The organism is Verrucomicrobiia bacterium (genome assembly GCA_036405135.1).
Classification (GTDB): domain Bacteria; phylum Verrucomicrobiota; class Verrucomicrobiia; order Limisphaerales; family JAEYXS01; genus JAEYXS01.
Genome location: DASWYF010000047.1, coordinates 24,624 through 39,225 on the forward strand (window position 1 = coordinate 24,624; position 14,602 = coordinate 39,225).

The window sequence follows — 14,602 nt, forward strand, 5'->3', positions numbered from 1 at the left end:
ATGCTGAAGCACATCACGATGCGGAGCGATATTTCCATCCGGTCAATCCTCTCTTCGCCGCTACGGGCGTTTGCCTTCCTTTGGCTGTTCGCTATTTTTATCCCGCGCGCTAGTCAGGCCGCAGAATTACATCTGCTCTGCTGGACGGAATACGTACCGAAAACGGTGATTGAAGGATTTGAGCGCAAGACCGGCGCGAAAGTCCTGTTGGAGCACTACAACTCCAACGAGCAGTTGCTCGCTATGTTGAAGGCCAAGCCCGCTTATTACGACTTGGTCCAACCGAGTGGCTTCTACGTGGAGACTTTAGCCAAGCAAGGCGGTCTTGAAATTCTCGATTACTCAAACATCCCCAATGCCAAACATCTGGACCCGAAATATCGCGGGCTGATGCACGACCCGGAGAATCGCTATAGCGTGCCATGGCTGGCGGGCACGGTTGGAATCGTCGTGAACACGGAACGCGTCAAAGAACCCATCACCACGTGGGCAGATGTGTTCAGCGGCAAACATTCTGGTCGCATCGCAGTAGTGGATGATCATCGTGAGATGGCCGCATGGGCGCTGGCCTCTCTGGGAATGCCGATTACCAATGTGAGCAATGAGGCGTTGCAGAAGACCGTGCCGGTTCTGGAGAAATGGCTGCCACAGATCGCCGTGTTCGATTCCGACAGCCCGAAGGATGCATTACTGAACAGCAAAGCAGACATTGGCATCGTGTGGAGCGGCGAAGCAGCCGCGCTGTGGTTGAAAGATCGGAAGTATCGCTATGTGCTGCCGAAAGAAGGCGCCCACATGTTCCTCGACAGCCTCGCTATTCCGAAAGGCGCTCCGGCCAAAGCACTGGCTGAAGAGTTCATCAATCATTGTCTGGAGCCCAAAGCAAGCGTGCTTATCAGCAACGAATATCCTTACACGAACCCGAATCTCGCCGCACGCAAGCTGCTCACTCCACCACAACGCGAGAATCCGGCTAGCTATCCCCCGGAACATCTAAAGCTCTCTCCATTGCGCAACCACGGAAACACCACGGTAGATGTTCATCGCTTTGTACAAGGCATCCGCGACCGTGTGCGGAAGAAATAGTCGCCCCCTCAAAAAAGTTCCCCTCTTCCACAGTTGTCATTTTGTGCTGACAGGGTATCCTTAGGCCGTTTTCCAGAAGTCCTCGGAGACGAAGGGTGCCGGCCCTTGATGTCGTGACCAGAGAAACTCGGAAAAAGGAGTAATAACCCAACGACAACCATGCGGATCAAACTGCTATGCAACTGCGGGACCAAGTTCACATTCGATGTGGAGCCGGTGGACGGTCGGATGCCTACACTCGCACTTTGCCCTAAATGCCAGGTGGATTGCACCGAAGTGGCAGATGCCTACATCGCCCAGGTGCTCGCCGCCCGGGCAGGCAGTGTGCCGCCTGTGGTAGCGGCTGCACCGCCTCCTTCGATCAAACTTTCCGTATCAACACATGCACCGGCAGCCCCACCGCCGCCATCATCTTCTGCGCCTGCTCCGACACCTGAAGCACCAGTGAAAAGTTCGGGCCTGAAGGTGTCCAAGTCCGCTCATACCCCACCGCCACCCCCTTCGGCTTCACTGGTCACCAGCCAGTCGGCCGCGCCAAGTGCCCCCACAACCGCCGGCCTGTCTGTCACCCGTAAAGCCAGCGAACCGGCAAAACCAGAGGCAGGGCCAACCCCCATCTCCCCGGCCAAGCCTGGTGATACCCCGGCTGAGGAAGATTCATTTGAGGCACGACGTGCGAAACGTCTGGCCGAGGCTCATGGCAAACAGGCAGCCAGCCATGCAGAATGGGGCAAGACTCTGAAAGTCATCCGCATCGCCGCAGTTTTGCTCATTGCGTTCGCCGGTTTTTGGGGCTGGTATTCATTCGTTGGTTCTGCCCCGGCACTCTACTATGAAGTTCCTTCCCGCGCTGGAAGCTATGGCATGGCAGCAAGGTTGTTCAGCCCAGAAGAGCTGGTGGTGGCCGATGGCAAAAGTGTGGCTATGCACGATCTGAAGACCGGGCAGATCCGCTGGACTTTGGATGCCAAAAAAGAAACTGGCGAAGATGAGGACCGTTGGGGCTTTGGCGGTTCCTCCTCCTACCTGCATGTCACTGATAAAGACATCTGGGCGGTGCAAGGCGGAAAGCTCCAGCAGATCGATCCCGTCTCCGGCAAAGCGAACAAAGAGATCCCAGTCAATGGCAGCATCTCCGAGTTCACAGCAGAGGACAAAAACCTGGTGGTCATCAGCCAGAAGCGGACGCAGCTCCACATGATGGTCGTCAACCTGGCGACGGGTGAAACTAAGACGGAAACCATCGGTTCACCGCCGAAGGAAAAAGTCGTAGCCCAGGTAAAAGGCAAAATGGACCGCCCGCCTACTTCTGGAAATCTGTTGAAGCAGGAACTCGAAGGAGATGATGAGTTCGGCATCTTTTCCAAGAACACCCTTTTCGCCGGCGCGGGTGATCACGCCGTGCGTGTGGATGTGAAGATCACCAAGACCAATGTGACGCGGGTGCAGGTGATGCGCGACGCTCCCAAGAAATCGAAATTGAACGCGAACACCTCCATCATGAGCAACCCTGGGGCCATCGCGGAGGATGTGTTCAACGACATCAAACGGTCGGAGGGCGGACAGTTCGAGAGTGTTGACCTGAGCACCTATCAGGTGACGGTCAATCGCATCTTGAAAAGCGGTGGAGAAGGCACTTGGGAAGGTGAGGTGAGCGGGGAGCCGGCCTTCTACTCAGGAAAGACGGTTGATCTCATCGTCGGCCATCAGGAAATCATCATCCTCTCCAAGGCGAACAAGGTGATCGCCAGACGGGGCCTCAATTTTCCCACCGGTGCCATGGGTGGACTCGCTTTCCGCAGGCGGGAAAACCCGCCTTTTCTGGAGACGGCGGACACTTTGTATTTCTGGGACAAGGGGACGATCACCGCCTTTGACCTGCCCTCGGGGAACAAGCGCTGGGATTTCCAGAATGTCGGCATCACGAGTGTGGTCGCCGATGATGACGGCGGTCTCTACGTCTGCGGCACTACGGCGAAGCCTGAAAGCATCCAGTTCTCCGAGGACATCAACATAGAAGACCGCCCCCGTGCACAGTTCTTCAAGCTGGACGCACGCACGGGCAAGAAAGACTGGGAAGGCAAGGAAGGTGCCAAGGATGTTTATCTTACCGGCAAATTCCTCTACACCACACGTCCGGCCGGAAGCACTCTTGGCCTGATGGGCGGGGATGACTCTGCGGGCCGCACATACATCCACCGCGTAAATCCGCGCAACGGAAAGATCGAATGGGAGTTGGAGCACAAAGGCGATGTGGATGAACTCACTGTCTTCCTGAACCGCCTGGCCATCACCTCGGGCGACAATGTCCAGGTCTACAAGTTTCTGTCGCTTTGAGACGGTTGATCCAGCGCGCATAATTTTTTGATGCACGCTTGAGAAATCCTTTTTTCCCGCTTAAATCGCGGGATGAAAACCCCACGGAAAGTCAGCCGCAGGAAATTTATTTCCACGTCCGTCGCCGTCACCGCCGGAACCATCGCGGTGGCGGGAGTTGCTTCACAGACGGCTGTGGCAGCGGTAAAGGTGGATGGTTTTCGCAGCCAATGGGACCAGTGTTTTGACCGTGTGTGGCTTGGACCGGAATACTGGGCGAACCCTCTGCAGGACTGGCAGATCAAGGACGGACGTGTAGAATGCGTGAACGCCGCCTTGGGGCGCAATGTTCACCTGCTCACCCGGCAGCTAGGCAGGCAAACGGGATCATTGCAGATGAGCGTGCGGCTCGGCCGGGTAGGCGGAAATCTCAATCAGGGCCGGGGATCGGCGGGGTTTTCCATCGGTGTGCAAGGGCCGCTCAAGGAATACCGGAACAGTCTGCTCTACGGCAAAGGGCTGGATGCGGGCATCACCGGTGAAGGCGGTTTGTTCATCGGCGAAGTTCGTTCCGCTACTGCTGGAGCAATGAAGCTGGACGTGAAAGAGGTGGAATTGCGTTTAATGGCAGAGCCCGCTGGCGACGGTTATCGGGTGACGCTTTCCGTATTTGATACAACTGGAAAGTCACTGGGGGAAACCTTACGCAATGACATCAAACCCGAACAGTTGGCGGGCAATCTGGTGCTGGCTGTCAACTATGGCACCGCACAAGGTGGCGGCGGTGCCAATGCCAAGGGAAAAGCGAAAGGCAAAGCGGGTGAAGCGAACCCTGCCGGAACTGGAACTTTCTGGTTTGCCGATTGGAAAGTCAGCGGCACGAAAGTGGTGGCCCATGAAGAACAGGCCTTCGGGCCGGTCCTTTTCACTCAATACACCTTGAGCCGCGGCATCCTGAGGCTGTCGGCACAGATGCCTCCCGTTGGCGAAAAAGAATCACAAACTGCCCGGCTGGAAGTGCGCTCTGGAAATGCTTGGATGAAACTTTCAGAGGAAAAGATTCATCCCGAAGCGCGGACAGTCACCTTCACTTCTGAAAAATGGGATGGAAGATCTGCAAAAGACTATCGCGTGGCTTTCACTCAGAAGTTCAAGGACGGAAAATCGCAGGAAGCATATTGGAACGGGACCATTCGCCACGATCCGGTGGATCAGGCCACGATCGGTGTGCTGGATGTCTCGTGTAATATCCATGCCGCTTTTCCCAATCACGGCTATGTGGCCAATGCCGCCAAACTGAACCCCGACTTCATCGCGTTCACTGGAGATCAGTTCTACGAATCCAGCGGCGGTTTCGGTGTTCAAAGAGCGCCGCTGGACAAGGCGATGATCGATTACTTGCGCAAGTGGTACATCCACGGCTGGACCTGGCGCGAACTGACGAAGGACCGGCCCAGCATCTCTCTCCCGGATGATCACGATGTCTATCAAGGCAATCTCTGGGGCGAAGCGGGCGAAGGCAAGAAAACGACTCAGGAAGCCGGCGGTTACGACATGCCGGTGGAATGGGTGAATGTGGTGCACCGTACGCAGACTTCGCATCACCCAGATCCGTATGATGCCACGCCGTGCAAGCGCGGCACCACGAATTACTACGGGCCAGTGACCTACGGCGGCATCAGCTTCGCCTTGCTGGCCGACCGGCAGTACAAGTCCGGCCCGGAAGGTAAAGTACCGAAGACGGACACGCCGCGTGGCGATCATGTGAAGGATCTGAACTTCGATCCGAAGACGGCGGATGTGCCGGGCTTGCAATTGCTGGGCGAAAAGCAGATGCAGTTCTTGCGCGAGTGGGTGACCGACTGGCGCGGAGCGGAGATGAAGGCCGTCATCTCGCAAACTGTTTTCACAGCCATGGCCACGACGCATGGTTCACCAGATGGACTGTTGCGCGCGGATTATGATTCCAACGCATGGCCGCAGACACCACGCAATGAAGCATTGAAGATTATCCGCAAGGCGTTCGCCTTCCATATCGCCGGAGACCAGCACTTGCCGGCGCTTGTCCATTACGGTGTGGATACGCATCGCGATGCGGGTGTGGGCTTTGCCGGTCCGGCGGTGAATGTCGGCTACCCACGCTGGTGGAAGCCGGAGACAACCCAACGCGTGCGCAAAGGCGGCGGCAAGGAATTGACCGGCGATTTCACAGATCATTTCGGCAATCCTATGACCGTGATCGCTTTCAAGAACGGTCTGGAAACACCGCAAGACCCGGATGTATTGAAATTCATGGAGAACAAAGCTTCTGGCCTGGGCATGATCCGATTTAACAAGGCGAAGGGACAAGTGGTCGTGGAATGCTGGCCATATCTGGCTGACCCGACTAAACCGGGCACACAGTTTCCTGGCTGGCCGGTGACATTGAGCACACGCGACAACTATGCACGCGAGGCCACCGCTTACCTGCCCGCCCTGGAGATCAGCAGCTTGAAACAACCTTTGATCGAAGTCATCGAGGAAAAAACAGGGGAACTTGTCTATGCGTTACGCCTGCGTGATAAAAAATTCCAGCCGCATGTCTTTGTTGCCGGCAAATACACCGTAAAGGTTTCCGAACCCGAAAGCAGCAAGGGTAAAGTCCTGAATGGACTCGTAGCGAAGACGCGGAACACGGAAACGCTTAAAGTCTGACGTAACACACTTCTAGGACCGGCGGTAGCGGAAGAAATAATGTGCTTTACCGCCAGGATGGGCAACAGCCAGGACTTCATACGGCTGCAACAACGCACCCAGACGTTGCACCATGGTATTGGAACACTCTGCTTGTACATCTTGCTGCAGTGACAGGAGTTGCCTGACATCTGCTTCCGCGTCTTCGCCCGGCCTCACCTCCACGAGTGCATACGCCCGGTCCTTCGGAGCTTCGGTCACGAACTGCACGGAAACCTCATGATAAGTACCCCGGTCCAGATTATCGCCGTAAACAGTGACGGTTTTACCTTCGGTAATTTGCGCCTCGAACAGGTTGCCTCCCAGCGACCGCAGCACCTTCACCATCACGCCCGGCGTTAACCCGCCGCGCAATGGATGGTCTTTGGAACCTTCTTTAAGCGTGTAACTCCGACCGGCGATGACAGGGTTCTCCACTTGCATACGTTATGATTTAGAGCACAGCGGCTCACACTTGACAGCCTTTTTCTCCACCACGCCCATGATCGTCCGCCATCCAGGGTGACAATTAGGCAACAGAAGATTTGCCGTACGACGGGGGGAGGTATTTATTGATGCCTCTGAAACACAGGAATCCATTGCGGGCAAATAACTGGATGCAGGCCTTGATCATGTTCTGCAGCGTCACGTTCATTTCAGCCGGACTCGTTGCAGCGGAACCAGTGGATTTTCAGGGGGCGGCACAGATGACTCCCTTCGATGAGGAGATAATCAACTATCCACACACGCGAGCGACCGATCCCGTGGCGATTCTGAAACGCAAATTGGATTACGAAGAGATCAAACTCCAGGCAGATGAAAAATTCGGTCTGCTGCCCGCGTTGTTGAAAGAACTGAAAATCCCGCAGTCCTCGCAGATGCTGGTCTTCTCCAAAACCTCCTTGCAACGCCATCTCATCGGGCCGAAAAATCCGCGCGCCTTGTTCTTCAATGACGATGTGTATGTGGGCTGGATACCGGGTTCACCCGTCATCGAGATCGCATCCTCGGATCCAAAACTCGGCGGAGTCTTCTACACCTTGGATCAGAGCGATCTGAAGAACCCGCGTTTGCGTCGTGACAACCAATGCCTCGAATGCCATGCCTCCACGCGCAACATGGGTGTGCCGGGACATCTGGCGCGTTCATTCATCCCCGATGAAGAAGGCAAGGTGGACATGTTCAACGGTTCGATGATGGTGAACCATAAGACACCCTTCGAGAAACGCTGGGCGGGTTGGTATGTGACCGGTGAAGCCGGTAAAATGGTGCATAACGGCAACCTGATGGGTGAAGCCGCGTTCAAGAAGCAGGAGAGCGAACCCGGCCATCTTGGCAACCAGAAGGATCTGAGGAACTTCTTCGACACATCGAAATATCCTGAAGCAGGCAGCGACATTGTGGCGCTCATGACGTTCGAGCATCAGGCGCATCTGCATAACTTCATCACGCGGCTGAATTACGAGACACGTATCCACCTCACTATGTACCAGCACACGCGGCATCTGCACCAGATCGTGGATGGCTTTGTACGCTATCTGCTCTTCGCAGACGAGGTGCCGTTACCAGATGCGGTGAAGGGGATGGGTGCGTTTACAGAAGAATTCCAGAAGCAAGGTCCGCGTGACAGCAAAGGACGCTCGTTCCGCGATCTCGATCTGCAAACTCGCCTGCTCAAGTATCCTTGCAGCTACCTCATCTATTCGGAGCCGTTCAATCAGTTGCCGAATGAAGCAAAGGAGATGGTCTATCAACGTTTGCATGATGTGCTTACCGGCAGGGAAGCAGGAGAAGCCTATGCACGCGTGACCAAAGAGAATCGTCAGACGATCCTCGAAATATTGCGGGAGACGAAAACAGACCTTCCAGACTACTGGCGCAAGTGATCTGCAACCGGCGAACGCAGATACTCACGCTTCGTGATTTACATCTCGCCCTGAATTTTCAATGGTATGCGCCGTTCCGTTCACACGCATGAGCTTGCATCCTTATGGACGCCTGACGGCCAGCCGTCTGGAAAAATTTGAAGCGACACTGGGTTTTCCTTTGCCTCCAGATTATCATGATTTTTTACTGCAAAGTAATGGCGGCAAATTCCAGGGTGCGACCGTGCTGGTGACCGGCTTGAATGAAAAGGTGGCGCTAGACAGTTTTCTGGGATTAGACCTGGAACCACGCCTCAACTTGGAGTTCGTGAGCGAAGAGTATCACAAAGACATTCCCCCAGGATGCCTCCTTATCGGCACCGATCCAGGCGGCGGACTCGTGCTCCTAAGTACAAACGCCAAATGGAGCGGCATTTACTATTGGGACCACTCGTTCTGGTTTGAAAAATCGACGGCGGAGAACAATATCTACCCGCTGGCCAGATCGTTGACTGACTTGCTGAGAGCGGTGGGTTAGTATCTGGCCGCCGAATTGATGATCTACTTCGACCATAATGCCACGGCCCTGCTAAGCGCTGCCTCTCGGGAAGCATGGTTGCGTGCGTCAGAAGAGTTCATTGGCAATCCCTCCAGTCCGCATCGCCTGGGCAGCCGCGCAGATCGCGCTCTGAATGAAGCGCGTGAAGAGCTCGCCGCGTTGCTCGGTTGCGATGCGCTCGACATCGTGTGGACTTCAGGCGCCACGGAATCCAACAACCTCGTCCTCCATCACATTGCGCAAGATTTGCCGCCGGCTGGTGAGGTGTGGATCTCAGCGATCGAGCACCCTTGTGTGCTGGAGGCAGCGAAGAAGTGGCTGCCGAATCGTCATCGGCTGTTACCCGTGACACGGGCAGGGTTGATTGATCTGGCGTGGCTGGAGCAGGAGATGAAAAAGAATCGCCCCGCTCTCGTTGTCAGTATGGCAGCGAATAATGAGACGGGCATTCTCCAGCCTTGGAGCGAAGTGCTGGCGCTCTGTCGCGAAGCAAGCGTGCCGTTCTTTTGTGATGCGGCACAGTGGATCGGCAAGTTGCCGGGCAAAGGTTTGGGACGTTGCGATTTCGTCAGCGGATCGGCGCACAAGTTTGGTGGTCCCAGGGGAGTTGGTTTCTTGAAATGCCCCAGCAAAGGCAAGGTGCATCCGTTACTCGTAGGTGGACCACAAGAGGAAGGACGCCGTGCTGGCACTGAGAATGTCGCCGGTGTGCTATCGATGCTTACGGCATTGCGCGAGCGTGAAGGAGCGTTGGCAAATGGCGCGCATCTTGGCTTGCAAAAGGCCAGGGATGATTTCGAAAAAACTTTGCGTGAGAACTTATCTGGCAGCGATATTGTGGGTGCTGGCCAGCCACGTTTGTGGAACACCGTTTCCGTGCTGATGCCGGAGGCGGATTGCCAGCAACGCTGGGTGGTGAAACTCGACAAGGCGGGATTCGCGGTGTCTACCGGTTCGGCCTGTTCCAGCGGAAAAGAAGTGGCATCGCATGTTTTGACGGCCATGGGCTATGGTCCATCTGACTCTAGCCGCGTTTTGCGCTTTAGTTCCGGTTGGGAGACACCGATAGAAGCTTGGGAAAAGCTGAATGTCGCCCTCAGACAAGTGCAATCCGGAATGAAAAAGACTCTTTAAGCTGGCCGACTTGGCCTCTAACCGGTCATTTCTTGCCAAAAACACACCCTTTAACCGAGAATTTTCGTTAAAGTTAGCGAATCCTGTTGACGCTTTTGGGCCTCGCTGGTCTTCTCAAGTCCTAAGGCGTACCCAATTTGTAGTTAAAGCTTGTTATTACGTCCATGCAGGCAGAGAGCAACAATGCCATACGACCCTTGGTATACATCGTGGATGATGAACCCATGATCGGGGAACTCGTCGGGTCGTTTTTGCGGATGGAGGGCATGGACGTTGAGGTGTTTTCCCAGCCCAAAGTGGCCTTGGCCGCTTTTCAAGCTGCAAACCCCAAGCCTTCGTTACTGCTGACTGATTTCCAGATGCCGGAAATGAGCGGATTGGAACTCATCGCCGCCTGTCGCAACCTGCATCCAAGTCTTAAGACGATTTCCATCAGCGGCACCATGACCACTGAGGATATGGAATCTTCGGGCATCAAGCCGGATCGTTTCGTTCGCAAGCCATTCATGCCGTCCGATCTGCGCAAGCCGATGGCCGAATTGCTTGGAATGGAACTCGTCCATTAAGCGCTTCCGTTCTTCACGGAATTTCACTTCACCTCCGGTTCGGCATCGGTCTCACCGGATACTTGCCCCCGCTCTGACTGAGTGCTAGCGTCTCCGTTCCTTTTTATTAGGGCTGCGATGGACTACAAGAATACGTTGAACTTGCCGCAGACGGACTTCTCCATGAAGGCCGATCTGGTGACGCGCGAACCTGAACGCCTGAAAACCTGGCAACAAGCCGGGCTCTACGGCCAGATTCAGGCCCGCCGCGCTGGTGCGCCGAAATTCGTGCTGCATGATGGACCGCCCTTCGCCAATGGCGATGTGCATATCGGCACCGCGCTCAACAAAATCCTGAAGGACATCATCATCAAGTATCAGACCTTGCGCGGCAATGACGCCCCGTATGTGCCCGGTTGGGACTGCCATGGCCTGCCCATCGAGGCCAAGGTCTCGCAAGAACTGCGCAAGGCCGGTAACGAAACCGCCGATGCCGCCACCATCCGCACCGCGTGCGATGCCTACGCGCGCAAATACATTGATCTGCAACGCTCACAGTTCAAACGCTTGGGCGTGTTCGGTGATTGGGAGAATCCGTATCTCACCTTGAACAAGGAATACGAGGCCGCGGAGCTGTGCCTCTTTGCCGACATCGTCGCGCAAGGTTTCGTGTATCGCGGCAAGAAGCCGGTGTATTGGAGCATCCCTTACAAGACCGCGCTAGCGGAAGCGGAAGTGGAATATAACGACCACGTGAGCCAGTCCGTATATGTGAAGTTCCCTGTGGTCGGTCATAAGGGCTTGAATCTGCTGATCTGGACGACGACGCCTTGGACCTTGCCCGCGAACCTCGCGGTGGCGTTCAATCCGAAGCTGTATTACTCCATCGTGCAAGCGGATGACGCCGCTTACATCGTGTGCGATGCCCTGCTGGGCAAAGTCGCGGAGAAGTGCAACTGGAGCAATTGGAACATCGTTCGCTCGGTCGGCGCAGATGATTTCGCAGCTCTTGAGTATCAGCATCCGTTCTGCAATCGCACGGGCAAGTTGTATCCGGCGGATTTCGTCGAAGACACCGCCGGTACCGGCTTCGTGCACATCGCCCCCGGTCACGGTACTGAAGATTATAACCTCGGCCGCAGCCTCGGTCTGCCGGTGTATTCACCAGTGGATGACAACGGCTGCCTTGCACATACGAATGATCTGCCGGTCGAGCAACAGATGCCCGCGGAACTCATCGGCCTCTCCACGCTGGAGAAGAATGGAGCGAGCGCGGCGAATGAGGGCGTGTTGAATATCCTGAAAGCGGGCAATTACCTCGCGCATCAGGAAGCATATTCGCACAGCTATCCGCATTGCTGGCGCAGCAAGACGCCCATCATCTTCCGCGCGATGGATCAGTGGTTCATCCGAATCGACCATGTTGCTGGCAAAGATGGCAAGACCTTCCGCCAAAACGCGCTCGCTGAGATCGATCGCGTGGCGTGGGTGCCGGATTGGGGTGTCAATCGTATCAAGGGCGCGGTGCAATCGCGTCCGGACTGGTGCATCTCGCGTCAACGCACGTGGGGCGTACCGATCCCGGCATTCTACGATGCGCAGAAGAATGCGATCCTTGATGCCGCCGTGATCCGCAATGTCGCCGCGCTCGTCGAGAAGCATGGTTCCAACGTGTGGTTCGAGAAATCCGCCACGGAACTGTGGGCGCTCGTGAAGCCCGCTGATTGGAAAGGTGCGGATGCCGTGGCCAAATCGAACGACACGCTCGATGTGTGGATCGATTCCGGTTCGTCCTCACGCGCCGTTATCGCGCAGCGTAGTGAATTGCGCGGCAAGGGTGACAAGCCGTTCCAGGCGGATGTCTATCTGGAAGGCTCCGATCAGCATCGTGGCTGGTTCCAGTCTTCATTACTGCTCTCGCTCGCGGGTAATGGGGCCGCGCCATACAAGACCGTGCTGACGCATGGTTTCATGGTGGATGCGGATCGCGAGAAGATCTCGAAGAGCAAGCAAGGCGGCTACGAGAAACCGCAGACTGCTGAAGCTTACGTGAAGCAATGGGGCGCGGATGTGGTGCGCCTGTGGGTGTCCTCACAAGATTACCGCAGCGATATCGTGGTGAGCGAAGAGCGCATCAAGAAAGTCGCGGAGACCTATCGCGGCATCCGCAACTGCCTGCGCTACCAGCTCTCGAATCTCTATGACTTCAATCCCGCAACGGACAGTGTGGCGGATGAAAAGCTGACGGGCATTGACCGCTGGGTGTTGGGCGAGTTCGCGAAATTGGAAGAGGCCGTGCTGGCCGCTTACAACGCGTATGAGTTCCACGTCGTGTATCAGAAGATCAGCCAGTTCGTGGCGGTGGAGCTTTCCTCCATCTACCACGATGTGCTGAAAGACCGCCTCTATACGGATGCGGCGAATTCAGCGCGTCGCCGCTCCAGCCAGACGGTCATGTATCGTTTGGTGAGCAGCCTGTGCCAGATACTTGCCCCGCTCCTCGCTTACACGGCGGATGAAGCGTGGGAATTCATCCCCGGCAAGAAAGGCACTTCGGTGCATGCGTCCGATTGGAAGCCGACGAGTTTTGCCCGCACGGAAGCGGAACAAGACGCGTGGAAAACGTTGTTCGCTCTGCGCGAAGCGGCGTTGCCAGAATTGGAAAAGGCGCGTCAATCCAAGCTCATCGGCAAGGCGCTCGAAGCCAGCCTGGCCATCACCGGCAAAGCGGAAACGCTGAAGGCCGCACAAGCGAACGAAGCGGATTTGCGCGAGTTGCTGAACGTCTCGCAAGTCACTTTCACCGTTGGCGAGAATGACATCGTGATGTTCACCGTGAACAAAGCCTCCGGCCAAAAGTGCGAACGCTGCTGGCACTGGGAAAACGACATCGGCCAAAACACCGAGCATCCGACCTTATGCGGACGTTGCGTGGTGGCAGTGAAGGTTTCCTTGTCGGGTAAGGCGTAGTTAGTTACGCCTCCTGTTCCCGCAGCTACATTGGGAAGTTTCAAACCGGGCGTGAGAGAAATCTCCGCCCGGTTTTCTTTTGCCTCAATCCACACCCAAGTCCTCAATGAACCGGGCATCTACATGATACTGCTCGGCACCGATGCCCAACTGCTCAATGACGATCTCCTTCACTCTCTTGGCCACCCGCGCACTATCCCACTCATTGATCATCCCTTCGGCTTTCGTCCATTCCTGCGGCACCACTGCATTGATTAGATCGCTGATGGTCACCAGTCTCTCCGGCAAGATCACTCGACGATGCTCAAACATACCAGCAACCCAGCTCTCCACGCGTATAGCGATAGGTATTGAGAAAATGAGCATCAAAACGCCGAGGAGAATGTGGAAATAGCCTGCGATCACGATACACACAGCCATCGTGGTTAAAAATACAGCAGTGCGAAGCCGGTTAACCGGTTTAGGATATTCCAAATGTGGCCAAAAATCTGCCTCAAGAGCCATGGCTTCACGCAATCTTATCCAAGCTGGTTGAATTCCGGTAGTCGGCAAGATCTGTGTCAGTTGTGTATCAGGCCGGATCTGATTTCTGTTCACTCCCAGTGCACTGATGCACGCCCGACGAAATTGATAGAAGCCCGCCCGTGAAGTGCATCGTTTCTGACCGCCATAGACCGTGCGCATGATATGGTCGATCACATCCCTCGGAGTCCTCATGCCTGCGGCATCCGCATCCGATATCTCAATGCCAAATTCTTCCTCAAAGGCCATGACCAGTTCTACGCTGTCCAGTCCCATATCTCCAGCCAGCCACTCTCAGGCATTTCTGGCAATCGAAATCTCGCCTCAGAAAACCGTGTGAATTTTCCTTCGGCAAGCCTGGGCTTCCTGTGCTACGCTAGGCGGAACGAACTGTGAAAGAGTTTTTCATACGCTGGATCAATACGACGGTGGCCGTGCTCATCGCGGCGCACATCATCCCGGGCATCGGCTATGATCGCTTTGCCGATCTGATAGTGGCGTCATTGCTGTTGGGCATACTAAACGCCATTGCCCGCCCCATCTTGATGCTGCTTTCCCTGCCGCTTTTGCTGCTGACGCTGGGATTGTTCCTCTTGGTGATCAATGCCGGCCTGCTCTACCTCGTAGGATGGATGGTGAAAGGCTTTCACGTCGGTGGATTCTGGGCAGCCTTCTTCGGCGCACTGGTCATCAGCATCGCGAGCATGTTCCTCAATGCCCTGACCGGCACAGGCAAGGGCAATGTGAAGGTGAAGAGCAGTTCCAGCCGTGAGCAGGAGAAACGCCGCGATGATGACAAGGGCGGCGGGCCGATCATCGATGTGTAAAGAGAGGCGGCTAAGGCCACTTCAAAATTCTTCCGTCTGCATCATTCAATCTTAGTCGCTACGACT

General features: G+C 55.6%; 10 protein-coding genes and 1 pseudogene. 9 read left to right on the forward strand and 2 right to left on the reverse strand.

Annotation, left to right across the window (positions count from 1 at the left end):
- Positions 1 to 18 precede the first annotated feature (18 nt).
- The 3 genes from VGH19_21125 to VGH19_21135 all read left to right on the forward strand — a co-directional run bounded on the left by VGH19_21125 (position 19) and on the right by VGH19_21135 (position 6,096).
- On the forward strand, positions 19 to 1,086 hold the full coding sequence (locus tag VGH19_21125) for a spermidine/putrescine ABC transporter substrate-binding protein (GenBank protein HEY1173881.1): 1,068 nt from the start codon (positions 19 to 21) through the stop codon (positions 1,084 to 1,086).
- A 159-nt stretch (positions 1,087 to 1,245) separates the two neighbouring features.
- Positions 1,246 to 3,423: a hypothetical protein gene (locus VGH19_21130; GenBank protein ID HEY1173882.1), complete on the forward strand. Its 2,178-nt coding sequence runs from the start codon at positions 1,246 to 1,248 to the stop codon at positions 3,421 to 3,423.
- Between the two features lie 72 nt (positions 3,424 to 3,495).
- Positions 3,496 to 6,096 (forward strand): alkaline phosphatase D family protein, encoded by a 2,601-nt coding sequence (locus VGH19_21135; protein HEY1173883.1) that lies wholly within the window; start codon positions 3,496 to 3,498, stop codon positions 6,094 to 6,096.
- A 12-nt stretch (positions 6,097 to 6,108) separates the two neighbouring features.
- On the opposite strand, the gene VGH19_21140 is transcribed toward VGH19_21135, so the two are convergent.
- On the reverse strand, positions 6,109 to 6,558 hold the full coding sequence (locus VGH19_21140; protein HEY1173884.1) for a hypothetical protein: 450 nt from the start codon (positions 6,556 to 6,558) through the stop codon (positions 6,109 to 6,111).
- Between the two features lie 131 nt (positions 6,559 to 6,689).
- Between VGH19_21140 and VGH19_21145 the strand changes: the two genes are divergently transcribed.
- The 5 genes from VGH19_21145 (at position 6,690) to ileS (ending at position 13,187) form a co-directional block, all read left to right on the forward strand.
- Complete coding sequence (locus VGH19_21145) at positions 6,690 to 8,000, forward strand: hypothetical protein (GenBank protein ID HEY1173885.1); 1,311 nt, start codon at positions 6,690 to 6,692, stop codon at positions 7,998 to 8,000.
- An 88-nt stretch (positions 8,001 to 8,088) separates the two neighbouring features.
- Complete coding sequence (locus VGH19_21150; GenBank protein ID HEY1173886.1) at positions 8,089 to 8,517, forward strand: SMI1/KNR4 family protein; 429 nt, start codon at positions 8,089 to 8,091, stop codon at positions 8,515 to 8,517.
- 18 nt (positions 8,518 to 8,535) lie between these two features.
- Entirely contained in the window at positions 8,536 to 9,672 is a 1,137-nt protein-coding gene (locus tag VGH19_21155) for a cysteine desulfurase family protein (protein HEY1173887.1), read from the forward strand.
- A gap of 164 nt (positions 9,673 to 9,836) precedes the next feature.
- Entirely contained in the window at positions 9,837 to 10,238 is a 402-nt protein-coding gene (locus tag VGH19_21160; protein ID HEY1173888.1) for a response regulator, read from the forward strand.
- Between the two features lie 117 nt (positions 10,239 to 10,355).
- Positions 10,356 to 13,187 (forward strand): isoleucine--tRNA ligase, encoded by a 2,832-nt coding sequence (gene ileS / locus VGH19_21165; protein ID HEY1173889.1) that lies wholly within the window; start codon positions 10,356 to 10,358, stop codon positions 13,185 to 13,187.
- A gap of 684 nt (positions 13,188 to 13,871) precedes the next feature.
- Here the strand turns inward: ileS and VGH19_21170 are convergent.
- Positions 13,872 to 13,988 (reverse strand): annotated as a pseudogene (locus VGH19_21170) (phosphopantetheine-binding protein).
- 113 nt (positions 13,989 to 14,101) lie between these two features.
- Here VGH19_21170 and VGH19_21175 point away from each other — a divergent pair.
- Entirely contained in the window at positions 14,102 to 14,536 is a 435-nt protein-coding gene (locus tag VGH19_21175) for a phage holin family protein (GenBank protein ID HEY1173890.1), read from the forward strand.
- Positions 14,537 to 14,602: the final 66 nt, after the last annotated feature.

Excerpts from the sequence above, each read along its gene's own strand:
- VGH19_21125 (HEY1173881.1), top strand. The coding sequence starts at position 19 with ATGCGGAGCGATATTTCCATCCGGTCAATCCTCTCTTCGCCGCTACGG.
- VGH19_21130 (HEY1173882.1), top strand. The coding sequence starts at position 1,246 with ATGCGGATCAAACTGCTATGCAACTGCGGGACCAAGTTCACATTCGAT.
- VGH19_21135 (HEY1173883.1), top strand. The coding sequence starts at position 3,496 with ATGAAAACCCCACGGAAAGTCAGCCGCAGGAAATTTATTTCCACGTCC.
- VGH19_21140 (HEY1173884.1), bottom strand. The coding sequence starts at position 6,558 with ATGCAAGTGGAGAACCCTGTCATCGCCGGTCGGAGTTACACGCTTAAA.
- VGH19_21145 (HEY1173885.1), top strand. The coding sequence starts at position 6,690 with ATGCCTCTGAAACACAGGAATCCATTGCGGGCAAATAACTGGATGCAG.
- VGH19_21150 (HEY1173886.1), top strand. The coding sequence starts at position 8,089 with ATGAGCTTGCATCCTTATGGACGCCTGACGGCCAGCCGTCTGGAAAAA.
- VGH19_21155 (HEY1173887.1), top strand. The coding sequence starts at position 8,536 with ATGATCTACTTCGACCATAATGCCACGGCCCTGCTAAGCGCTGCCTCT.
- VGH19_21160 (HEY1173888.1), top strand. The coding sequence starts at position 9,837 with ATGCAGGCAGAGAGCAACAATGCCATACGACCCTTGGTATACATCGTG.
- ileS (HEY1173889.1), top strand. The coding sequence starts at position 10,356 with ATGGACTACAAGAATACGTTGAACTTGCCGCAGACGGACTTCTCCATG.